The 22,816-nt window shown below is 53.8% G+C and carries 23 protein-coding genes; 16 read left to right on the forward strand and 7 right to left on the reverse strand.

Annotated features, from left to right (window positions below; translation table 11 throughout):
• The first annotated feature begins 98 nt into the window (after positions 1-98).
• Together DBR37_RS05145 and DBR37_RS05150 are read left to right on the forward strand one after the other, a co-directional pair.
• Positions 99-500 carry a diacylglycerol kinase gene (locus DBR37_RS05145; RefSeq protein WP_124573416.1) on the forward strand — a complete coding sequence of 134 codons (402 nt, stop codon included), beginning with the start codon at positions 99-101 and terminating at the stop codon, positions 498-500.
• Between the two features lie 90 nt (positions 501-590).
• Positions 591-1,412 (forward strand): phytanoyl-CoA dioxygenase family protein, encoded by an 822-nt coding sequence (locus DBR37_RS05150; protein WP_158610228.1) that lies wholly within the window; start codon positions 591-593, stop codon positions 1,410-1,412.
• A gap of 313 nt (positions 1,413-1,725) precedes the next feature.
• On the opposite strand, the gene DBR37_RS05155 is transcribed toward DBR37_RS05150, so the two are convergent.
• Positions 1,726-2,280: an NADPH-dependent FMN reductase gene (locus DBR37_RS05155; RefSeq protein WP_124573418.1), complete on the reverse strand. Its 555-nt coding sequence runs from the start codon at positions 2,278-2,280 to the stop codon at positions 1,726-1,728.
• 107 nt (positions 2,281-2,387) lie between these two features.
• On the reverse strand, positions 2,388-3,437 hold the full coding sequence (locus tag DBR37_RS05160; RefSeq protein WP_124573419.1) for an NADP(H)-dependent aldo-keto reductase: 1,050 nt from the start codon (positions 3,435-3,437) through the stop codon (positions 2,388-2,390).
• A gap of 208 nt (positions 3,438-3,645) precedes the next feature.
• Between DBR37_RS05160 and DBR37_RS05165 the strand changes: the two genes are divergently transcribed.
• From DBR37_RS05165 to DBR37_RS05205, 9 genes are all read left to right on the forward strand, one after another.
• The gene (locus DBR37_RS05165) at positions 3,646-4,650 is read left to right on the forward strand and encodes a sulfate ABC transporter substrate-binding protein (RefSeq protein ID WP_124573420.1); all 1,005 of its coding nucleotides are present in this window, start codon (positions 3,646-3,648) and stop codon (positions 4,648-4,650) included.
• Positions 4,651-4,674: 24 nt separating this feature from the next.
• Positions 4,675-5,265 carry an NADPH-dependent FMN reductase gene (gene ssuE / locus DBR37_RS05170; RefSeq protein ID WP_124573421.1) on the forward strand — a complete coding sequence of 197 codons (591 nt, stop codon included), beginning with the start codon at positions 4,675-4,677 and terminating at the stop codon, positions 5,263-5,265.
• A 134-nt stretch (positions 5,266-5,399) separates the two neighbouring features.
• Positions 5,400-6,380, forward strand: a complete 981-nt coding sequence (locus DBR37_RS05175; protein WP_124573422.1) for a sulfonate ABC transporter substrate-binding protein — start codon at positions 5,400-5,402, stop codon at positions 6,378-6,380.
• A gap of 53 nt (positions 6,381-6,433) precedes the next feature.
• Positions 6,434-7,582, forward strand: a complete 1,149-nt coding sequence (gene ssuD / locus DBR37_RS05180) for an FMNH2-dependent alkanesulfonate monooxygenase (RefSeq protein ID WP_199739078.1) — start codon at positions 6,434-6,436, stop codon at positions 7,580-7,582.
• Positions 7,583-7,591: 9 nt separating this feature from the next.
• Positions 7,592-8,422 carry an aliphatic sulfonate ABC transporter permease SsuC gene (gene ssuC / locus DBR37_RS05185; RefSeq protein WP_233588281.1) on the forward strand — a complete coding sequence of 277 codons (831 nt, stop codon included), beginning with the start codon at positions 7,592-7,594 and terminating at the stop codon, positions 8,420-8,422.
• A 14-nt stretch (positions 8,423-8,436) separates the two neighbouring features.
• Complete coding sequence (locus tag DBR37_RS05190) at positions 8,437-9,270, forward strand: ATP-binding cassette domain-containing protein (protein WP_124573424.1); 834 nt, start codon at positions 8,437-8,439, stop codon at positions 9,268-9,270.
• Positions 9,271-9,328: 58 nt separating this feature from the next.
• Positions 9,329-9,547, forward strand: coding sequence for a molybdopterin-binding protein (locus DBR37_RS05195; RefSeq protein ID WP_124573425.1), 219 nt, complete (start codon positions 9,329-9,331; stop codon positions 9,545-9,547).
• Between the two features lie 80 nt (positions 9,548-9,627).
• On the forward strand, positions 9,628-10,473 hold the full coding sequence (locus DBR37_RS05200; protein WP_124573426.1) for an EAL domain-containing protein: 846 nt from the start codon (positions 9,628-9,630) through the stop codon (positions 10,471-10,473).
• Positions 10,470-11,021 carry an alpha/beta hydrolase gene (locus tag DBR37_RS05205; protein WP_124573427.1) on the forward strand — a complete coding sequence of 184 codons (552 nt, stop codon included), beginning with the start codon at positions 10,470-10,472 and terminating at the stop codon, positions 11,019-11,021. The genes DBR37_RS05200 and DBR37_RS05205 overlap by 4 nt, the downstream gene beginning before the upstream one ends.
• 14 nt (positions 11,022-11,035) lie before the next feature.
• Here the strand turns inward: DBR37_RS05205 and DBR37_RS05210 are convergent, their stop codons facing one another.
• The 5 genes from DBR37_RS05210 to DBR37_RS05230 form a co-directional block, all read right to left on the reverse strand.
• A complete protein-coding gene (locus tag DBR37_RS05210; RefSeq protein ID WP_124574157.1) occupies positions 11,036-11,404 on the reverse strand; it encodes a cytochrome c family protein in 369 nt (122 codons plus the stop codon).
• Positions 11,405-11,589: 185 nt separating this feature from the next.
• Complete coding sequence (locus DBR37_RS05215; protein ID WP_158610229.1) at positions 11,590-12,486, reverse strand: restriction endonuclease; 897 nt, start codon at positions 12,484-12,486, stop codon at positions 11,590-11,592.
• 211 nt (positions 12,487-12,697) lie between these two features.
• Positions 12,698-13,825 carry an aminotransferase class V-fold PLP-dependent enzyme gene (locus DBR37_RS05220; protein WP_124573429.1) on the reverse strand — a complete coding sequence of 376 codons (1,128 nt, stop codon included), beginning with the start codon at positions 13,823-13,825 and terminating at the stop codon, positions 12,698-12,700.
• A 198-nt stretch (positions 13,826-14,023) separates the two neighbouring features.
• A complete protein-coding gene (locus DBR37_RS05225) occupies positions 14,024-15,175 on the reverse strand; it encodes a formyltransferase family protein (protein WP_124573430.1) in 1,152 nt (383 codons plus the stop codon).
• Positions 15,176-15,407: 232 nt separating this feature from the next.
• Positions 15,408-16,319: a LysR family transcriptional regulator gene (locus DBR37_RS05230; protein WP_124573431.1), complete on the reverse strand. Its 912-nt coding sequence runs from the start codon at positions 16,317-16,319 to the stop codon at positions 15,408-15,410.
• Between the two features lie 108 nt (positions 16,320-16,427).
• On the opposite strand from DBR37_RS05230, the gene metE reads away from it, so the two are divergent.
• The 5 genes from metE to DBR37_RS17390 all read left to right on the forward strand — a co-directional run bounded on the left by metE (position 16,428) and on the right by DBR37_RS17390 (position 22,814).
• Entirely contained in the window at positions 16,428-18,719 is a 2,292-nt protein-coding gene (gene metE, locus DBR37_RS05235) for a 5-methyltetrahydropteroyltriglutamate--homocysteine S-methyltransferase (RefSeq protein WP_124573432.1), read from the forward strand.
• Positions 18,720-18,918: 199 nt separating this feature from the next.
• The gene (locus DBR37_RS05240) at positions 18,919-19,374 is read left to right on the forward strand and encodes a hypothetical protein (RefSeq protein ID WP_124573433.1); all 456 of its coding nucleotides are present in this window, start codon (positions 18,919-18,921) and stop codon (positions 19,372-19,374) included.
• Positions 19,371-20,309: a DUF2145 domain-containing protein gene (locus tag DBR37_RS05245; RefSeq protein WP_124573434.1), complete on the forward strand. Its 939-nt coding sequence runs from the start codon at positions 19,371-19,373 to the stop codon at positions 20,307-20,309. Before DBR37_RS05240 ends, DBR37_RS05245 begins: the two co-directional genes overlap by 4 nt.
• Positions 20,310-20,418: 109 nt before the next feature.
• Positions 20,419-21,228 (forward strand): hypothetical protein, encoded by an 810-nt coding sequence (locus tag DBR37_RS05250; RefSeq protein WP_124573435.1) that lies wholly within the window; start codon positions 20,419-20,421, stop codon positions 21,226-21,228.
• A gap of 212 nt (positions 21,229-21,440) precedes the next feature.
• Positions 21,441-22,814 (forward strand): EAL domain-containing protein, encoded by a 1,374-nt coding sequence (locus DBR37_RS17390; RefSeq protein WP_199739045.1) that lies wholly within the window; start codon positions 21,441-21,443, stop codon positions 22,812-22,814.
• Positions 22,815-22,816: the final 2 nt, after the last annotated feature.

A 22,816-nucleotide genomic window follows, 5' to 3' on the forward strand; every position in this document is an offset into this window, starting at 1 on the left:
GCGCTTGTGCCCGGTGAGGCTTGCGCCGATAATCGCAGCAGTTTGCTGCACTGCATGTTGATGCAGTCTTATCGTTTTCCACCTACACCGTGTATTGCATGACTAATCAAGAACAACCTGTTAGCGAATTTAAAAGCAAAAGCGGCTTGAAGCGCATCGTTTCCGCACTTGGATATTCGATCGCGGGCTTCAAGACGGCATGGAAAGGTGAGCATGCATTCCGGCAGGAATTGTTTGTCGTTGTGATCGCGACGATAGCCGCATTGCTGTTGCCAGTGTCCGCATTGCAGAAGCTTTTGTTGATCGGTGTGTTTGTGCTGGTATTGATAGTCGAACTATTGAACTCGGCGATTGAAGCAGTCGTTGATCGCGTTTCGCTGGAGCGCAATCCATTGTCGAAGAATGCCAAGGATTTTGGCAGTGCTGCGGTAATGCTTGCCTTGTTTCTGGCAGGGGCCACCTGGCTGGTGATTTTGTGGCCTTTGTTTATCGATGGATGAGCATGAAGGTTGGATCGTGCTGTCACCTTAATGACCAACTGCCGACTACTGCTTGTTATAATCTGTCCAATTCAACCAGCCGGAACGAATATGCTGAATCAAGAACAAAAAACTGAATTTCATAAAAATGGATATTTACTAGTAGAGTCTGTTTTTACAACTGAAGAATCTGCCAAGCTTCGCCTTGATTTGATGAATATTTTCGATTCTGATAGTACGTTCGAAGGCGACGAAAACGGTGGTAACGGTAGTCGGAGTACAAGAAACAACCTCTGGACACGTTACCCACAACTTCGTTGGCTTATGGAGCATAAAAAATTCATTGCATGTATAAAATCGATTGCAGGCGATGATGCTGCTTTGATACCAGAGATGGGCGCTCATAAATCAGGCTACGGAGGCTGGCATAAAGACACTGGCTCTCAAGAATCTAGAGGCCATATGTTCCAATGGGAGCGCGATTTTTTGATGTTTAATGCAGCAATTTATCTTCAGGAAAACGGTTCATCTGGCGGAGGGCTTGACGTTGTTCCAGGCTCTCACAACGAGCCAGACAAAATTGCAGGGAGGCCGAATTTTTGGAAAAAGCTACAACAAAAGGCTTTGCAGCTCGGACTTATCAAGAGCATCAAACCGTACAATCCAAGCGGTTATTCAATACCTAACAAGGTGGGTGACCTTGTGCTCTTCAATTTTCGAATCGTTCATCGGTCGACCCCTCACGCGGGTGCTCTTCCAGAAACCACGAAGTACGCGCTGTTTTTCGCATGTAGCGCAAACAATGAACATGCAATTAGCTATACCAATTACATTCGCACACGAAGTGGCTATAAATACTTCAATGACAATCCACTTTACACTGATGAAGTAAAAGCTATTGCATCCAGCTGCAATTTGCGACTTGTTGAGTAGGATAATATTTTTGTGCCCTTCGCGATAGTAACTTGGTATATCCATCCTAAGGCTCCGCGATGAATGCCGGATCGATGAGACTGTTGATGATTTGTAGACTCGATTTTGGAGGAAAAGCAAGAGGAAAACCAAGCTCCGAGAGATCGTAAAGCAATGTATCGTGCTGGGTCTCCTAAAAAAGTGTCCGCAGGAGACAAACGTGTCAACGGTAAGCATTCAACCGACAGTCGCTCTAATGCTGTAATAAGGAAGATATAATAAAAAACGGCGTAACAAGGACACTCACCTTGTTACGCCGTTTTCAGTTTACAGCTCAGATATTGCGTTCTATCCAGAGATCGAAAGCGATCAGGAATTTCTTCAGAAACTCAGCGGTCGAGGGCTCGGTAATATCGCCTTTCGCATCGAATAGCTTGCCGCCGTTACCGATGTAGGCTTCCGGTTGCGGCATGGTCGGTACATTGACCGACGCCAGCACCTGACGCAAATGATGATTGGCGCCAAAGCCACCGACCGCACCCGGCGAGACGCTGACGACGGCGCCGGGTTTGCCGCTCCATGCACTTTGGCCGTATGGTCGTGAGCCGGTATCGATCGCATTTTTCAGCACGCCAGGCACTGAGCGATTGTATTCAGGTGTAACGAACAGTACTGCATTTGCCGTTTTGATCTTGTGCTTGAAATCACTGATAGCAGGCGTAGGCGTGTCTTCCTGGTCCTGATTGAAAAGCGGCAGATCGCCGATTTCCACTATGTGCAGGCTTAATGAATCAGGTGCCAGCTTGATGAGCGCATGTGCCATCTTGCGATTCATGGAGTCCTTGCGCAGACTGCCGACGACAACAGCGACGTTATAAGTTTTACTCATGACCTTCCTTTCATGGGAGAAGTGCTGCGTTTACTTATTGGCTAATGCGTATTGCCTGACTATCAGTGAGCAGGGTGTTTAACCCTGCTTACACGTTCATGCTGGCATCATGATGCCGGATTCGGATGGCGGTTGTGGATTTCTTCGATACCGTTCAATACTGCTTCATCCAGTTCCAGATTGATGCTGTCCAGATTGCTTTGTAATTGTGGCAGCGTGGTTGCACCGATAATCGTACTCGTTAAAAACGGTCGTGTGTTGACATATGCCAATGCCATCTGCGCAGGATCGAGACCATGCTTGTGCGCCAGTGCGACATAGGCCGCCACTGCTGTTTCCACTTGCGGCGCCTTGTAACGCACAAAACGTTCAAACAGGGTGATGCGACCGTCGGCCGGGCGTGCACCGTTCAGGTATTTGCCGGATAGCACACCGAACGCGAGTGGCGAGTAGGCGAGCAAACCTATCTGCTCCTGATGCGAGAACTCCGACAAGGCGATTTCAAAATAACGATTCACCAGGCTGTAAGGATTTTGGATGCTGACGATGCGCGGCAAGTTCAATTGTTCCGATGCGCGCAGGAATTGCGCGAGTCCCCACGGCGTTTCATTCGATACGCCGATGTACCGTATCTTGCCCTGTTTGACGAAATCAGCCAGCACCGACAAGGTCTCGGCGATAGGCACGGTTTCTTCATCCGGGAAGTGCGTGTAATTCTGGCGGCCGAAAATATTCACACTGCGATCCGGCCAGTGCAACTGATACACATCGATGTAATCCGTTTGCAGGCGTTCCAGGTTGCCATTTAAAGCTTCGGTCAGGCTGGTGCGGTCAAAACTGGTCTGGCCATTGCGTACATGTTGTGGCTGGTGTGGCAGGCGGGCCGGACCGGCGGCTTTGGTGGCGATGATCAATTGATCGCGTTTACCGGATTTTTTGAGCCAGGTGCCGAGATAGCGTTCGGTCAGGCCCTGGGTTTCGGGTTTGGGTGGTACCGGGTACATCTCGGCGGCGTCGATCAGGTTGACGCCGGCGGCGATCGCCATATCCAGTTGCGCGTGGGCTTCTGCTTCGGTGTTCTGTTCGCCCCAGGTCATGGTGCCAAGTGCGATATTGCTTACTTTGATATCTGTTTTTCCAAGTTGCTGATACTTCATTGCATGCATTCCTTTCAGGGTTGGCTTTTTTAGTCTAGCAACAAATGAAGAATGGGGTGCAAGCTGGAAAAGATGGGATTCTTCAGCAGAAGACGAGATATTCCTTATGCATAAAACGCATAAGGAACGAAGAAACAATTCGTTTTGTTTTTGTCGGCAGCAATTTAATCTTCAATCTCCAGAAACGAAATCGCTCAAGGGGAAGAAAATGTTGCTGAAGAAATTGCTAGGAACGGCATTCGCAATTGCGCTGGTTGCGCCTAGCGTACACGCTGCCGAAGTGTCGTTGTTGAACGTTTCGTACGATCCGACACGTGAACTGTATCAGGAATTTAACAAAGCTTTCGCTAAAGAGTGGAAAGCTAAAGCCGGTGATGACCTCAAACTGAAAACATCGCATGGCGGCTCCGGCAAACAAGGCCGTGCCGTGATCGACGGTCTGGAAGCAGACGTGGTCACCCTGGCGCTGGCATATGACATCGACGCGATTGCAGAGCATGGCCTGCTGGCTAAAGACTGGCAAAAACGCTTGCCGCACAATAGCTCGCCTTACACCTCGACCATCGTGTTCCTGGTCCGTAAAGGCAATCCTAAAGGCATCAAGGACTGGAACGATCTGGTAAAACCAGGCGTATCGGTCATCACACCAAATCCTAAAACATCGGGCGGCGCGCGCTGGAACCACCTGGCAGCATGGTTGTATGCATTGAAACAACCAGGCGGTACTGAAGCAACAGCAACCGACTTCATCTCGAAACTGTATAAAAACGTACCAGTACTGGATTCCGGTGCACGCGGTTCGACCACTACTTTCGTTGAGCGCGGTATCGGCGACGTGCTGCTGGCATGGGAAAACGAAGCCATCCTGGCAATCAAGGAACTCGGCCCGGACAAGGTTGAAATCGTTGCTCCGTCCGCCAGTATCCTGGCTGAGCCACCAGTTGCAGTTGTCGACAAAGTCGTTGATCGTCGCGGCACACGCAAAGTTGCTGAAGCTTACCTGAAGTACTTGTACTCGACCGAAGGTCAGGAAATCGCAGCGCAAAACTACTATCGTCCTATTGATGAAAAAGTAGCGAAGAAATACGCATCGCAATTCCCGAAACTGAAGTTGTACACGATTGCGGATGTAGGCGGCTGGACAGCAGCACAGAAGAAGCACTTCTCTGATGGCGGCGTGTTCGACCAGATCTATCAACCAGGTAAAAAATAATCTGCATCATTCTTTGGAACAGAAATGAATATTTTGTTGCTCGCGGGTAGTCCTTCAACACCGTCACGTTCTACCCGCTTGCTGCATCACGTAGGCGAAAGACTGGCACTGCTCGGACATCGTTATGTGAAGCTGCATGTACGTGATTTGCCTGCCCAGGCACTGGTGCATGCAGATTTCAATGATGAGTTGTTGCGGGTGGCACGGGAACAGGTCGCACAGGCGGATGCAGTTGTGATTGCTACGCCGGTCTACAAGGCGGCGTACAGCGGGATACTGAAGGCCTTCCTCGACCTGCTGCCACAGGATGGCTTGCGTGGGAAACTGGTCTTGCCCCTGGCAACAGGTGGCAGCCAGTCTCATATGCTGGCTCTCGATTATGGTTTGCGGCCTGTGTTGTCGGCGCTGGATGCCAAGCATGTATTGCCGAGCATTTATGCGACGGACTTGCAGATCAACTGGTCTGCAGAGCAGGGTTTGACACTGGATCCTGCGATTGCCAAACGCGTAAGCGATGGCATAGAGAACCTTTCCGCCAGCTTGTCTGCGCTGAATGAAGTAGCACTCAACGAGTTCGACTCGATTCCTTTCTCCAGTGTGCGTTGCAGTGTTTGATTGAGCGTTAGTTTGAACGCTGCTACGTCCATAGCTTAGCCGCACAAATATCTATCCGGTAGTTGGAAAAAATCGGTGCTGCGGCACCGGTGGGGAAACTTTTTCTCAAAATTTTGCATAACAAGGAAAACGACATGAGCAATGCGAACGATAAGCGTCAGGCCAAGCGCCGCACATTGGGATATTTGTCAGCGGCAGCAGTAGGTGCACTTAGTATCGGTTTACCGAATTTCGTCGGGGCACAAAACAAAACGGTGTTACGTATTGGTTACCAGAAGTACGGCACGCTGGTGATCCTGAAAGGCCGCGGCTCGCTCGAGAAGCGCCTGGCAGCAGAAAACATAGAAGTGAAATGGACAGAATTCCCGGCTGGTCCGGTACTGCTGGAAGGCTTGAATGTAGGCAGCATCGACTTCGGCACGGTAGGTGAAGCGCCACCTATCTTTGCGCAGGCGGCAGGTGCGGACCTGGTGTATGTCGGCAATGAGCCACCTTCGCCGACCAGCGAAGCGATTATCGTACCCAAGGGTTCGACCCTGAAAACCGTGGCCGACCTCAAAGGCAAAAAAGTCGCACTGAACAAAGGTTCGAATGTGCATTACCTGCTGGTCAAGGCGCTGGAAAAAGCAGGCCTCGACTACAAAGATATCGAAACCATCTTCCTCGCCCCAGCAGATGCACGTGCAGCGTTTGAACGCGGCAGTGTTGATGCGTGGGCGATCTGGGATCCATTCCTGGCCGCAGCGGAAAAGCAAATCGGTGCACGGGTACTGGCTGACGGTACCGGCATCGTTGCTAATCACCAGTTCTTCCTGGCATCGCGCACCTACGCCGAAAAGAATCCAAAAATTATCTCCATCTTGCTGGACGAACTGGATCAGGTTGACCAGTGGAGCAGCAAGAACCTGAAAGAAGTCACGAATATATTGGCGGCGCAGACCGGTCTCGATCAACCGAGTGTAGAGCTGGCAGCCAAGCGTTACTCATACGGCGTTAAGCCGGTAACCGCAGAAGTCATCGCAGAACAGCAAAAGATTGCAGACGTATTCAGCAATCTGAAACTGATCCCGAAAAAAATCACAGTCAAGGATGCGCTGGTCTCGGCCAAGCGTTAAGTAATGCAGCAAGGCGCTAGCGCCAGTTTGTTTGAAGGAATGAGATCATGAGTTTGAATGTATTTTGGTTTTTGCCGACACATGGCGACAGCCGTTATCTGGGTACTTCCAAAGGTGCGCGTCAGGTTGATTTCGATTATCTGAAACAGGTCGCTGTATCGGCAGATACGCTGGGTTACGACGGCGTATTGCTGCCGACCGGCCGTTCGTGCGAAGACGCATGGGTGGCCGCATCAAGTCTGATCGGCGAAACCAAGAAACTGAAATTCCTGGTCGCGGTACGCCCGGGTTTGAGTACACCAGGTCTTGCCGTGCGCATGGCAGCTACTTTCGATCGTTTGTCGAAAGGCCGTTTGTTGATCAATGTCGTGACCGGTGGCGATCAGGCCGAACTGGAAGCGGATGGCTTGCATGCGAGTCATTCCGAGCGTTACGAAATCACCGATGAGTTTCTGAAAGTATGGCGCGCCTCCCTGTCGGGTGAGGGCGGTGATGCCGGCTACGATTTCGCAGGCAAACATATCCAGGTCAAGGGCGCAAAGACCTTGTACCCGCCAGTACAAAAACCATATCCGCCGCTGTACTTCGGCGGCTCGTCACCAGCAGCGCATGAATTGGCTGCAGAACAAGTCGATGTCTACCTGACCTGGGGTGAGCCACCAGCAGCAGTGGCAGAAAAAATTGCCGACATGCGTGCACGTGCCGCTAAACACGGCCGTACCCTGAAGTTCGGCATACGCCTGCACGTGATCGTGCGCGAAACCAATGAAGAGGCATGGAAAGCAGCTGATGAATTGATCAAGTACGTCGACGACGATCTGATCGCACGGGCGCAGGCTTCCTTCAACAAGATGGATTCGGAAGGCCAACGCCGCATGGCTGCATTGCATGGCGGTAAAAGGGACAAGCTCGAAGTGTCGCCTAACCTGTGGGCCGGGGTAGGGCTGGTACGTGGTGGTGCAGGTACTGCACTGGTGGGTGATCCGGAAACGGTGGCCGCACGTATGCAGGAATATGCAGACCTCGGTATCGAAACCTTCATCCTGTCCGGCTACCCGCATTTAGAGGAGTCCTATCGCTTTGCCGAATTGGTATTCCCATTGCTGGGAAAAGGCCGGGAACGTTCGGGTGAAGCGGTCTTGACCGGCCCATTCGGTGAGGTCATTTCCAATGACATCCTGCCTAAAGTTTCACAGAGCTAAGGAATTCTGATGAGTGCCGTTCTTCCCAACCTCGCAACCGGCAGCACTGCCGCAGCCAAGACACCGTCAACCTGGCGCGCCAGCGGTTTGAAAAAACTGGTGCCGTGGATAGTGCCTGTCCTGTTAATCAGTGTGTGGCAACTCGCTTCGCAAATTGGCTGGCTCTCCAGCCGCATCTTGCCGGAGCCGTTTGCCGTAGCGAAAGCAGCATGGGAGCTGGCACTGTCCGGAGAATTGTGGACCCACGTCAAGGTCAGCCTGTGGCGTGCGACTACCAGCTTCGCGGTAGGCGGCGGGCTGGGCTTGTTGCTGGGTCTGTTGACTGGCACCTTCAAGACCGCAGAGACCTTGCTGGATACCACTTTGCAGATGATTCGCAATATTCCGGCGCTGGCACTGATTCCACTGGTGATCCTGTGGTTCGGTATCGAAGAAACTTCGAAGATTTTCCTGGTCGCGGTGGGGGTGTTCTTCCCGGTATATCTGAACACCTTCCACGGCATACGATCGGTCGATAAAGGCCTGATCGAGATGGCGAAGAGCTATGGCTTGTCGGGCTGGTCGCTGTATCGCGATGTGATTTTGCCTGGTGCCTTGCCTTCGATATTGGTGGGTGTGCGTTTCTCGCTGGGTCTCGTATGGGTTCTATTGATTGTGGCGGAGACGATCTCGGCGCAATCCGGTATCGGTTACATGACGATGAATGCACGTGAGTTCCTGCAAACCGACATCGTACTGGTGGGCATCCTGCTGTATGCATTGCTCGGCAAGCTGGCTGACGTGGTATCACGCACGCTGGAGGGTTACTGGTTGCGCTGGCATCCCGGTTACCGTCATTAAGAATGAGACAGGTTATGCACATTAATCAAACAGAACAGCAAGTATTGTCTGCTACGCCCGATGCGCGACGTGGCATACGCGTCGCGGTTGAGAGCCTGTACAAATCCTATAGCGGTCGTGAAGTACTGAAAGCGATCGAACTGACATTGGAACCCGGTGAATTTGTCGCCGTGGTTGGCCGCAGTGGCTGCGGTAAAAGCACCTTGCTGCGCCTGGTGGCGGAACTGGAAACCGCAGACAGCGGCACGCTGACCTTTGGCGACGGCAAGACGCCGCCGGAAACACGCATCATGTTCCAGGACTCGCGCCTGTTGCCATGGAAGCGTGTGCTCGATAACGTCGCGCTCGGTTTGCCGAAGAAGGATGATGCACTGCAAGCCTTGCGCCAGGTCGGTCTGGAAGAACGTGCCGGCGAATGGCCAGCTGTCCTGTCCGGCGGTCAGCGTCAGCGCGTGGCGCTGGCACGTGCGCTGGTGCATGACCCTGAATTGTTATTGCTGGATGAGCCGCTCGGTGCACTCGATGCACTGACGCGTATCGAGATGCAGCAGTTGATCGAAACCTTATGGCAAAAGCGCGGCTTTACCGCCTTGCTGGTCACGCACGATGTACAGGAAGCGATTGCATTGGCGGATCGTGTTGTCCTGATCGAGGATGGCCGTATCACGCTGGATGAACGCATACCACTGGCACGGCCACGTGCGCGCGGCAATGCCACTTTTGCGCAACTGGAAGAAAGAATCCTGGCGCATGTATTGCAGATTCCACCTTCCGCTGACGCTGATGATTCTTCCCTGGGCGATGTGTCACTGCTGAAAACAGTGAACCAGTTTGCCTGGGCTGTTTAAGCAGTACGTTTACCCAGTTTTATCGAAATAGATTTTTAACCCACACGAAGGAAATAGCATGAGCATCGAAAAAATCAACGCACGTAATCAATTCAAAGGAAAAATCAGCACCATCATCGAAGGTCCGGTCGTATCGGAAGTCGATGTGGAAACACCTGCCGGTATCGTGACTTCGGTCATCACCACACGTTCGGTCAAGGATCTGGAATTGAAAATCGGTACCGAAGTGGTGGCATTGGTGAAAGCGACTGAAGTGTCGCTCGCCAAACTGTTATGAACCTAAGGCGCTTCTGAAAGCGTGCCTGCGATGGGCGCAGGCGCTTTCAGATGTCTCCTTGATGATCAAGGAAGAGCAGTATGACTTTCCCCGCCTTGCAACAATACTTATCGCGCCTGCACGATAAGCCCCAGGCCGACAGTAGCTTGTGGCTGGACCCGCAGGGACGTGCCCACGGACGCTACTTCAATTCGACGCTGACCAGTGCCTTCCAGCCGATACGCACGCCGGAATCCGGCGGCATCGTCGGTGTGCAGGGTTTCATGCGCAGCTATTCGAGGAACGACACCGGCCTGAGCATCTGGAAACTGCTGGATACCGGCGCCACCGATGAGCAATCGATAGAGCTGGATAGGCTGTGCCGTCTGCTGCATGCTGTGAACTTCTATCGCCAGCCAGAGATGGTTGATTACGATCTCTACCTCAGCGTGCATGCGCGTTTGCTGGCGGCAGTCGATAGTAATCACGGCATGTCCTTCCGCCGCATACTCGATGTACTCGGTTTGCCGCACAAAAAAATCGTTTTGCAATTGCCGCTGATCCAGCCGGATCAGGCCTGGCTGCTGAACTACGTCGCCGATAATTACCGACGCAATGGTTTTCGCCTCGCGGTGAATGCAGCGAATGCACGCCAGGGACTGGATTTGCTGGCGCAGGTACAGCCGGATGTGATCAAGGTCGATGTACGCGAAATCACCGATGAAGCAGCTACCCTGGATTTGCTCAGCGTGGCAGGTGAGAAGAATGTGAAGCTGGTTTTCAAACGTGTAGAATCAACGTTGATTTACGAAAAGCTGCGCACGCTGGGTGCCCAGGCACATCAAACCATACTGGCGCAGGGTTACTTGTGGGATCAACCGAAGGCGAGCTTTGCACAAGATGCAAGCGAACCGGAAGCCATAGCGACGGCAGGCCTGGAATCATGACTCTCCCTTATTTATCTGATTATCGTGTGCTGGTAGTACCGGGCCTGCATGGCAGCGGTCCCGAGCATTGGCAATCGCGCTGGGAACATTTGTATCCGAGCTTCCAGCGCGTGGTGCAGGACGACTGGTCGCAACCCGACCTGACACGCTGGGCGCGGCGCATGAGTGAGGTCTTGAGCGAGTCGGATCAGCCTACGTTGATCGTCGCACATAGTTTCGGCTGTCTGACCACCATGCAGGCAGCCAGCCATGGCCGCTTTGATCTGGCTGGTGCATTGCTGGTAGCGCCGGCAGATCCGGAGAAATTCGGCGTCGACGATATCTTGCGCGATGCGCGTCTGCCATGCCCTTCCATCGTCATCGGCAGCAGCAATGATCCATGGATGGCAAGCAATCGGGCCGCTTACTGGGCGGATGTCTGGGGTTGTGGCTTCCTCAGTGCGGGTGCACTCGGACATATCAATGCGGAATCGAATCTGGGCGATTGGGAGCAGGGCTTACGCCAGTTGCAGACCTTGCTGGACATGGTGCATCCCAGCTGCAACTAGTGTGCTGACGGCTGTTATTTGAAGGTTTGCAGATAAGCCAGCAAGTCCGTCAGTTGCTTCTCATCACTGATGCCGAAAAAGCGCATCTTGTTACCCGGCACCACATCATCGGTCGATTTAATGAAGGCGCGCAGGTTTGCCTCCGTCCACACGACGCGAGAGGAACGCATCGCCGTCGAGTACTTATAATCTTTGGTCGTTCCTGCAGTACGTCCCACGATGCCATTCAAATGCGGGCCAAAAGTGCCACGTGCAGATGGTCCTACCTGATGGCAGTTTGAGCATTTTGCAAACACCCGTTTGCCTGCCGCGACATCGCCTGCTGCGTGGCTGGCGGAGGCCAGTACGCCGAGTGCGAGCGACAGTAATAATTCTCTATGCATTTTCTTGGTACGCGTACTGGTCTGATAACAGACCAGCGTACGTTTCATCGATAGGGGTAGCAGAAACGCACAGAGTGTAACAAAGTCGGGGGCTGGGTGCAGCGGAGCGAGGTAGTAGTACCAGACATCGGCAGTGTGATTGCTGCTGGTGAATCCTATGTGCTGTATTCCTGTGGAAATCAGAGCTACATCCCGATCGTGGTTTTCTTAATCTTGAATGTGTTGCGGCAACGCGGATAGTTCAGGCATTTCCAGAAGTGATTATTCTGGTGTTCCTTCACGATCATCTTGATTCCGCAAGAAGGACAGCTAGGCGTTCTGTAGTCACCACTGAAAGCAAACTTTGCGAGTGCATCCTGGTGCGTGCTGTCGAGTTGCAGTATGCGTTGCAGGAAAGCTTCGCCATCCAGTAGCTGAATAGGATTGCTGCTACCGAATTCCAGTGCCTCGCTGGTATAGCTACCGCTGGTGATGAAGATGCCTCGTTCCACTTTCTCGTGCACCATGACACCGAGCAGTTCGCGCAATTCCCTGACGCCGTTTGCTTTGCTGTTCCATGCCTTGCATTGAACGATGGCGATAGGATGTGTGAGGTCGGAACGGTAGAGGCGCACATCGATACCGCCATCAGGACCGCTGGCTTGCGTGACTGCCTTGAAGTTCAGCGTTTCATAATATTTTGCGCATAGCAGCTCGAAGCGCTTCCATTCCAGCGACCGTAAAGAACTCAGGCTCCATGCGGGGATGACGGCTGTGTCACCGGTTTGATGTAACGATGATGCCTGTGCGTGATTACCCCATGCCTGGTCAAGCGCAGAGACAGGTATCGGTTTCTGTCTGGAAGCCGTGGGTTCTTTGCGTGGGCGCTGTTCCGTTCTGACGGCGGTCTTTTTTTTGCCGATAAAAGCAATAAATGCGATCAGTCCGAATATCGGAAACGCCAGCCACGCCAGTGATTGCGATAAGCGGGATAAGCTGACAAGAATAGGGTTACCTGCGAATAGCGCAGGAATAATCCAGCGCAGGAAAAAATATACGCCTACGCCCATCACGGCACTGACCCACCATGGCGATGCAAGCAAATTCTCCAGACCGGATTTTCTTTTGTGCCTGCGCATTGCTGGGTATTGCCCGCATCTCAGATTATGGAAGTGCGTCATTACACGCCAGAATCCTGTTTTTGGGCATCCCATAGGTATGGGATAGTGTGTACAGCTGTAAAAAAGCCGACTTAACGTCAGACGCTAAGTCGGCTTTTGTTTATGCATGCACAGGGCATGCATGTCACCTGTATCAGGCCATGCTATCCAGAGCTTTGGACAGATTGGCTACCGTGCGCTCGATGTTGTGCAGCTTGTCGAGGCCGAACAGGCCGACGCGGAAGGATTTGAAGTCTGGACGTTCATCGCACTGCAATGGCACGCCAGCTGCGGTTTGCAAACCGGCTGCAACAAATTTCTTGGCCGACTGGATGCCGTCGTCATTGGTGTAGCTGACGACTACACCTGGCGCCTGGAAGCCTTCGGCTGCCACGCTCTTGTAGCCTTTGGAGACCAGCAGGGCGCGCACTTTGTCGCCCAGTTCCTGTTGCTCGGCACGGACTTTGTCGAAGCCATAAGCTGCGGTTTCTTCCATCACGCCACGCAGGATGGTGAGTGCGTCGGTCGGCATGGTGGTGTGGTAAGCCACTGCACCTTGCTCGTACGATTCCATGATTTGCAGCCATTTGCGCAGGTCGCAAGCAAAGCTGGTGCTTTGTGTGGATTCGATTTTTTCGCGGGCCAGGGCGCTCAGCATCACGAAGGCACAACCGGCGGAAGCGCTCCAGCCTTTTTGCGGCGCGCTGATGAGGATATCGACGCCGGTCGCTTGCATGTCGACCCAGATAGTGCCGGAAGCGATGCAGTCGAGGACGAACAAGCCGCCTACCGAATGCACTGCATCCGAAACCTGACGCAGGTAGTCGTCCGGCAGCATGATGCCGGAAGCGGTTTCTACGTGTGGTGCAAACACGACCGCAGGTTTGATTTCTTTAATGGTCGCGACGACTTCAGCGATAGGCGCAGGTGCGAATGGTGCTTGTGCCGAGTCTTCCAGCTGACGTGCTTTCAATACCGTGGTCGCGGCAGGAATGCTGCCGGTGTCCAGGATTTGGGTCCAGCGATAGCTGAACCAGCCGTTGCGCAGGATCAGGCATTGCTGCTTGGTTGCGAACTGACGGGCAACCGCTTCCATGCCGAAGGTACCGCTACCTGGCATGACGATGGCGGATTGCGCCTTGTAGACATGTTTTAAAGTCTTGGAAATGTCACGCATGACGCCCTGGAAGCGTTCGGACATGTGATTGATCGCACGATCTGTGTAGACGACGGAGTATTCAAGAAGACCGTCGGGATCGACGTTGGGTAAGAGACCTGGCACGTTTGCTCCAGCAATAATAAAGAAATTCGGCCCGAACAGGGATTACCTGACCAGGCCACAAAAGGCACGAAATGCCGAAAAGGAGAGATTTTACCAAAGTAGTGCGCTGAACTCTGGTTAATGCTCAGAATGTCCGCCGAATTACCACCTAATTAGCTATTTGGCATGTCGGAATGATAATCCGGCGGATATTTGGTTTTAGGCTGCCGGCTTCTCACCGAGGGCGATATCGACCGTCATCTCATGGGCCAGTGCGCCCAGTTCCTGACGCAGCTCATCGATGGACAGCTTGCCCGGAACCAGCAGGTGCGCGCCGATTTTGAAGGTTTGCTTGCCGGAGACGCCGCTACGGGTGATTTCGGTGTGTATGCTTTCGATGCTGATATTGCGCTCGGCCAGCATCCTGGTCAGGCTGCTGACGATGCCGACGCGGTCATCGCCGACCAGTTCGAGTTCGACGCTCTTGATCGAATCGGACAGATTTGCGCCATCGCTCTTCGCCACGACCACTTGCAGGCCACTGGAATCCAGGCTGCGCAATGCATTGGTCAATGCATCAGCGTTTTCACGTGGTACATCGAAGTGCACCATGCCGGCGAATTCACCTGCCAGGCGTGTCATGCGGCTGGCGGCCCAGTTGGCGCCGTACCGTTCTGCACGTTCGGCCAGTGAGCGCACGATGCCGTGGCGGTCGGTGCCGACGATGGAAACGATGAGGGCGACGGTGTTGGACTCGACTTCTTCTGCCAGCACTACCGAGCGACGGATCATCGGTGCCTTGGTGGCGAAGCGCTGGTCTTGCTCAAACGCTGGCAGAGCGCCGTGTTCCGCTGCGTAGTGAATGACCTGGCTCAGCAGTTTCAGGCCCATAGGTGCGAGTGCACGCTCCCACAGTTCCCGTGCGCTTTCGCCTTTTTCAACGAAGCACCAGTCTTGCGCGGCAATCGCACCGGCATCCCAACCGTCGGCCAGATGATAGATGGAGCCGCCGGCGATAGGGTCGCCTTCAAGGATGGTCCATTCAACTGCAGCAATGCCACGGTGTCTAGGCAACAGGGATGGGTGATAACCGATACCGCCGAGGCGTGCGCGCGCCAATGCTTCATCGCTGACGCGGGCATGGGTGTGAGCGGCGAGGATGACGTCGGTGCCTTCGGCGATGGCTTCACCTGGCACGAAGCGCGGGTTTTCCATCACATGTAGCGGTACACCGGCTGCACGGGCAGCTTGTGCCAGGCGATCATCTTCCGACGGCGCGACCACGCTGGTGAATTCGATACCTTCTTCCTTGCGCAGCGTCTCAAATACCAAGGCGCCGAAATAGCGCGAACCTACCAAAGCACATTTCATTTTTATCTATCCCTCAATTTATCTAAAAGCGTTAAATACAAATTTGCAACTCGGGCGTGCAAGGTGTCATGCACTGCCTTGAAAACTAGCGCTATACGGGTAGCCGTATGACGATATGAACTGGTGCCTGAGGCTGCTGAATGCGCAGCGGATTTTCAATATACAGCGCGCAAGGATACCAGAAAGGGATCGCCGGTAAGCCACGTCAGAGTTGACCATACGGCAAGCAGCCTTACGATTTTTTCCCTTTATTAAACGACGCCACAGGCTCACGTGCCTGCGCAATAAAGGCTTGCAGATAATCGGTATCGAGGTCAGCTTCGCGGGCGCCGAGGAAAATCTGTTTGGCGATACCGTCCGCTCCCAGGCGCACTGGGACCACGTCCATTTTGCTGGCATATTCCTGCACCAGCCAGCGTGGCAATGCCGCTACACCGCGCCCGCTGGCCACCATTTGCAACATGATGTCGGTGGTCTCTATGGTTTTGTGACGTTTTGGTGTGATTCCCGCAGGCAGCAGGAACTGGTTGTAGATGTCGAGACGGTCGGTGGCCACCGGATACGTGATCAGGACTTCATTCATCAACTGTTCCGGTTCGACATATTTCACTTTGGCCAGCACATGGTTACGCGGCACGACCAGCACTTGCTCATAGTCGAACACGGGTTCGAAGCGCAGGCCGGGTTTGTACAGCGGGTCTGGTGTGACCAGCAAATCGATTTCATATGCAAACAAGGCGCCGATGCCGCCGAACTGGAATTTCTGTTTCACGTCGACATCGACATCAGGCCAGGCTGTCAGGTAAGGCGACACTACTTTCAGCAGCCATTGATAGCAGGGATGGCATTCCATGCCTATGCGCAAGGCACCGCGTTCGCCTTGAGAAAACTGGCGCAGCCGTTCTTCGGCCAGCGTCAGTTGCGGCAGTACGCGATTGGCGACCGCCAGCAAATATTGCCCCGCTTGCGTCAGGCGCAGCGCACGTCCTTCGCGCACCCAGATGTCAGTGCCGAGTTGCTGCTCCAGTTTCTTCATGCTGTGACTCAGCGCAGATTGCGTGACGTGCAGCACGTTGGCGGCCCCGGTCAGGGAGCCTTGCTTTTCTACTTCGAGGACGACGGCGAGGTGGATGCGCTCTAACATGGGCTTAATTCAATGCATGAGTAAAATTCATGTATGTCTGAGATAATACCATTTTACTTCATGGATTGCGCGTCCTATTATTCTCGTTCTTGTTTTCTGGAGCGAACCATGACCACCATACACAACCTCGGCTTTCCCCGTATCGGCGCAAAGCGTGAATTGAAATTTGCACTCGAATCCTACTGGAAGGGCGAGTCCTCGCGCGACGCCCTGAAAGACCTGGGTGCACAACTGCGCAAACGCCACTGGGATAACCAGGTCGGTCTGGATCTGGTGCCGGTCGGCGACTTTGCGTTCTACGATCAAATGCTCGACATGAGCTTCACCCTGGGCAACCTGCCTGAACGCGTGCGCGGTTTCCACGGCGACGCGCTGGACAATTACTTCCGTGTTGCGCGTGGCCGTTCGGCGCAGGGTGCAGAAGACCATAGCGCATGCTGTGGCGGTGTCGCGGCTGGCGAAATGACCAAGTGGTTCGATACCAACTACCACTACATCGTGCCTGAGTTCACAGCTGCAACCGAATTCAAACTCGACACTACTCGTCTGCTGGAACAACTGGCAGAAGCCAAAGCGCAAGGCGTAAAAGCCAAGCCGGTCATCATCGGCCCTATTACTTACCTGGCGCAAGGCAAGGCCAAGGATGATTTGTACAAACTGGCTTTGTTGCCGCGTTTGTTGCCCGTGTACGCACAATTGCTGGATGCGCTCGCGGCACAAGGTGTGGAATGGGTACAGATAGACGAACCTATCCTCGTCACTGAACTGGATACCGATTGGCAAAATGCTTTCAAAGCCGCCTACGAGCAACTGAAAAATAGTCGCGTCAAATTGTTGCTGGCAACTTACTTTGGTCAATTGCTGGAAAACCGCACACTGGCCGCCAGCCTGCCGGTAGCAGGTTTGCACGTCGATGCGATCAATGGTCGTGATGATGTATTGCCGCTGATCGATTTGCTGGCTGCTGACAAGGTGTTGTCGCTGGGCGTGATTAACGGTCGCAACATCTGGAAAACCGATCTGACTGCGGTACTGGATTGGGTTGAGCCATTGGCGCAGCGTCTGGGCGACCGCCTGTGGGTCGCACCGTCGTGCTCCCTGTTGCACGTGCCGGTCGATCTGAACAGCGAACAAAAACTGGATACAGAGATCAAGTCCTGGCTCGCCTACGCGATTCAGAAGCTGGATGAATTGCGCGTGCTGGGTAAAGCATTGCGCACTGGTCGTGATTCGGTGAAAGCCGAGCTGGCTGAGAACAAGGCAGCGCTGGCAGCACGCCGTGCGTCGCCACGTGTCAACAATCCGACAGTGCAGGCAGCGATTGCGAAGATTGATGCAGGCCTGGGCAAACGTGACAGCACTTATGCGCTGCGTGCGAAGAAACAGGCAGCCTTGCTGAAATTGCCTGCTTACCCGACCACGACTATCGGTTCCTTCCCGCAAACCGCTGAAATCCGTCACGCCCGCAGCGAATTCAAGGCTGGCCGTCTGGATGATGCGAGCTACAAGACTGCGATGCAGGCTGAGATCGAACGCAGTGTGCGCGAACAGGAAGCACTGGGCCTGGACGTGCTGGTGCACGGTGAAGCAGAGCGTAACGACATGGTCGAATACTTTGGCGAACAACTGCAAGGCTACGCCTTCAGCCAGTTCGGCTGGGTCCAGTCCTATGGTTCGCGTTGCGTGAAACCGCCTATCCTGTTCGGCGACATCAGCCGTCCGCAAGCGATGACCGTCGAGTGGAGCACCTATGCACAATCGCTGACCGAGAAGCCGATGAAAGGCATGCTCACCGGTCCGGTCACCATGTTGAACTGGTCCTTCGTGCGTGACGATCAGCCGCGTTCGGTATCGTGCAAACAACTGGCGCTGGCGATCCGTGACGAAGTGCTGGATCTGGAAAAAGCTGGTGTGCATGTGATCCAGATTGATGAAGCTGCATTGCGCGAAGGTTTGCCACTGCGCAAGTCGCAATGGCAGGATTACCTGGACTGGGCGGTGGAGTCGTTCCGCATTACTGCAAATGGCGTGGAAGATGAAACCCAGATCCATACCCATATGTGCTATTCGGAGTTCAACGACATCATCGCGTCTATCGCCGATATGGATGCCGACGTGATCACCATCGAAACATCGCGTTCAGATATGGAGTTGCTCGATGCATTCGACAACTTCAACTACCCGAACGAGATTGGACCTGGTGTTTATGACATCCACTCGCCGAATATTCCGACCCAGGAGCACATGGTGCAACTGATGAAGAAAGCGGCAGAGCGCGTCCCGGCAGAGCGCCTGTGGGTGAATCCCGACTGTGGCCTGAAAACCCGTCAATGGGCCGAAGTGTTGCCGGCACTGAATAACATGGTGGCAGCAGCGAAGACGTTGCGCGCAGCAGCATGACTCAGGTTGCATCATAGTTCATACAAAAAGCCCGCTGTTAGCGGGCTTTTTTCTTTATCGGTATATTTAACGGAGATTTAATTCCTCGGCAGCGCCGGACAATATAAGATCTAGGCATTGCCTGCTTTGCGAACTCTGGTGCACACTGTGTAGTCAGAGAGCTTATCCCGGTTCGATGAAATCAGAAGGAGTCTCCATCATGAAATTCCCAGTTAGTGTGCGTCTGGCTTGCCTTGCTGCAATAAGTGGTCTTGCTTTAACAGCGCATGCCGAGAGTCTGCCGTCATCGGCGTCGAGCGCTGGTTCCGCATCCAGCGGCAGCGTCTCCGCATCGCTGCATGAATCCAGCGACAGTTCGAGCAAGAATGAAAAACGTGCGGATGGTGACTACCGCATCATCGATGTGGCCGAAGCACCAGAACGCGCCGATTTCCGCCGCGTCACCATGCAGGCAGATGCCTCACAGCAACGCATCGTACTCGACCTGCCGGCCAATATCCTCGATAAACAAGGTCTGGGTCGCGGTGACCTGGTCTACGCACAGAACCGCGTATATGGGCTGGAATTTGCGCGCAGCGATACGCGTGAAGCCTTCTACCTGGTGCTGGCCGATAAATGGCATGAAGAACTCACACCGCGCATAGTGGGTCTGTGAGGTTCGGGCAAGTCTTGGTATCCGCGCTGACACTGGTCGGCGCGCTGATTGTCACCAGTGCGGTCACCAGCACCGCATACGCCGCTTCCGGCTCATCAGCCGCATCCAATTTCTGTGATCGCGCACATCAACTAACGGCAGCACAGCAAGACCGCATCTTGCGCTTTGCCGGTGTTGTGCGTGAAGAGCTGGCTGCTATTCATTCCGATACTGTCCTGATCAGCCGTTCCGGCCTCGATCTGTCACGTTTCCAGATACGTTATTCGCATGCCGCCATTGCATGGCGTGATGAAGACAAGGTATGGACCGCGCGTCAGCTCTACTATGCCTGCGAAGAAGAACGGCCGCGTATTTTTGATCAGGGCATGGCGGGTTTTGCGATGGGTATCGACAATCCTTCGCTTGGTTATATCTCTATCGTCAAGCTGCCTGAGCAAGCAGCGCAGAGCTTGCGCCAGGCGGCACTGGATAAACCACGCGCGCTACGTTTGCTGGCGGCGACCTACAGCGCCAATGCTTATGTCTATGCGCTTAACTACCAAAACTGCAATCAGTGGGTAATGGAGACCATGGCTGCAGGTTGGGGTGATTTGCCCGACGGCGAGGACTTGCGTGCACGTGCACAGCGCTGGTTGCAGCAGGCGCATTATGCGCCGGAGCCGACGGCTGTTAATTCACATTGGTTGATGTTTGCCTCCAGCTTCGTCCCCTTGCTGCATCTGGATGATCATCCGGCCGAGGATAGGTACGCACTCAAGCTGAAAATCAGTTTGCCCGCTACGGTTGAAACCTTTGTCCATGAACAGTATCCGGACAGTGAACGCGTAGAGATCTGCCATGACGGCAAGCAAGTCGTCGTGCATAGAGGCTGGACGCCGATAGCCGATGGTTGTGTACCCGCAGCGGGTGACCGGGTTGTGCCATTGGATAGCTGAGTGTCTGCTTGCCGACTGATCTGCGATCCTGACTCGCTGAGATGGAATTATTTTGCGACATGGTCATGGCTGTGTGTAAACTACCGCCTTACTCATTTTTAGCTGAACCATGACCACCATTACCGTCAACGAAGACCTGAAAGCCTATATCGATCCATTGACCAGCGACGAATATGCGGCGCTGGAACGCAGCCTGCTGGCGGAAGGTTGCCGTGATGCGCTGGTGTTGTGGGGCGACTTGCTGATCGACGGTCATAATCGTTACGGTATCTGCCAGAAACACGGCATTCCCTTCAACACGAGACAGAACGAAACCTTCAAGTCGATGGCCGATGTTCATCTGTGGATGATAGACAATCATCTGGGACGCCGCAGCGTGTCTGACTTCCAGCGCGGCATACTGGCGTTGCGCAAGAAGGAGATACTGTCGACGCGTGTGGCACAAGTAAAAGAAAGCACTCCTGCCGAAGCAGATGCTGAAGCCAGCACCGCAAGCATAGCCGAGCCGACCTTGAAACGTGATGTCATCGCCAAGGAAGCACGTATCAGCAGCGTGACGCTGGGCCAGATCGAAAAAATCCAAAAGACCGCAACACCGGAACTGGTGCATGCGGTAAAGACAGGCGTGGTGTCGATTAATGCCGCCGCCGCGATTTCTTCGCTGCCGGAAGAGAAGCAGAAAGAAGCAGTCGCCGGTGGCAAGAAGGAGTTACGTCAGGCTGCGCGCCAGGTACGTGAAGCAAAACTGCCGCCTAAGCCTGAGCCGGTACCACCGCCAGACGATGCGACACCGGATCAAATCACCATCCATAAACTGAACCTGAAAATCGCTGAGTTGAACGAAGAGCGCGATCAGTTGAAAAAGAAAGTGCAACACTTGACGATCGCCCTTGCGGAAGCACGTGACGCGTCGCGATAATTATGGTTTGGGCAACGTACTGGGCATACATGTGCGCATGTTTTAACAATATTTTCTGACATAGCAGTTGCTTGTTGGGAATGACAATTGTTACTCCCTATCCTGAATGTTTTCTTATCCAGTTTTTCTTGCCGTCAACTTTGCTCCAGCGTAGACTTTTCTGCAATCAGGTTCTGAATTAAATATGGGAACCGGACAGGGAGAAGCTCGCTATGGATATGTCGGTAAATTTCAGCCGAAAGCAATCGTTGCGTATGCGGCGTGCCTTGCTGCTGAGCGCTATCGTACTGACTATCATTTCCTTGTTATGGGGCGGGTATTTTATCGCCCGGGAGAATTGGGATGTCTGGCCTCTTAACGTGGTGTCCCTGGCGGTTGCCGCTACGACCGTGGTTCTGACATCGCGTGGTCACATCCGTGCTGCTTCCATCACAATGTTTTGCGCGGTGTATCTCATCCTTTGCGTATTCTGTACTTTCCTTGATGTGCCGACGGCGGATGCGCCGCGCTCCAATCAGAATTATTTCCTCGTAGTCGCGCTGTTTGCGTGGCTGGTCTTCAAGGGTGATAAACCCTGGCTCAGGCACGGCATGGTATTCATGGCGCTGTTGGGCTTTATCTTCTTTGCCAGTAGTTCATGGGTGCCGACCACCGCTTATGCCCTGGGGCCGGATGTCCGGGTGAGCGGCACCTGGATACACAACATCGTGGTAACTGGTTTGCTCTGGACCCTGTTATGGGTGATGCAGGCAGACCTTTCTGAACGTAATGTAATGGAAGCAGATTTGCGCAAGGCAGTGGCAGCGAATCAGTTGGTGCTGTATTACCAGCCGCAGACCGGCAATGACGGGCGTATCGTGGGAGCAGAGGCGCTGCTGCGCTGGAAACATCCGGTGAAAGGCATGGTGTCGCCGGCAGATTTCATTCCGCTGGCCGAGCAAACCGGCTTGATCCTGCCGATAGGGCATTGGGTGCTGGGTATGGCGTGTGCCCAGTTGCGCACCTGGGCCGCCAATCCGGCGACTGCACATCTGAGTCTGGCGATCAATGTCAGTGCGCTGCAGTTCAAGCAGCCGGATTTCGTCAGCCAGCTGGTGTCGGTGCTGGATCGTTCCGGAATAGATCCGACCAAACTCGAACTGGAATTGACAGAAAGCATGCTGGTCAACGATGTGAACGACATCATCGCCAAGATGCATGCACTCAAGGAAAAGGGCGTACGCCTGTCGCTGGATGATTTCGGTACCGGTTATTCATCCCTCAGCTATCTGAAGAAACTGCCGCTGGACCAGCTCAAGATCGATCAGTCGTTTGTGCGCGACATGCTGTTCGATTCGAATGATGTGGCAATTGTGCGTACGGTAGTGGAACTGGCGCGTGGCATGGGTTTGCACGTGATAGCAGAAGGTGTGGAAACGCAGGAGCAAAAGCAATTCCTGGCCGAGCTGGGTTGCCTTTCCTTTCAGGGTTACCTCTTGAGTCGCCCCGTGCCGACTGCCGAGTTTGAAGTAGTGGTGCTGGCGCATAATAATGCGGCCAGGCTGGCGGACCAGGGCGCAGTGACAGCGGCGCTGATAGAGAGTTAATT

It is taken from the genome of Herminiimonas sp. KBW02, from assembly GCF_003852535.1.
Classification (GTDB): Bacteria; Pseudomonadota; Gammaproteobacteria; order Burkholderiales; family Burkholderiaceae_D; genus Oxalicibacterium.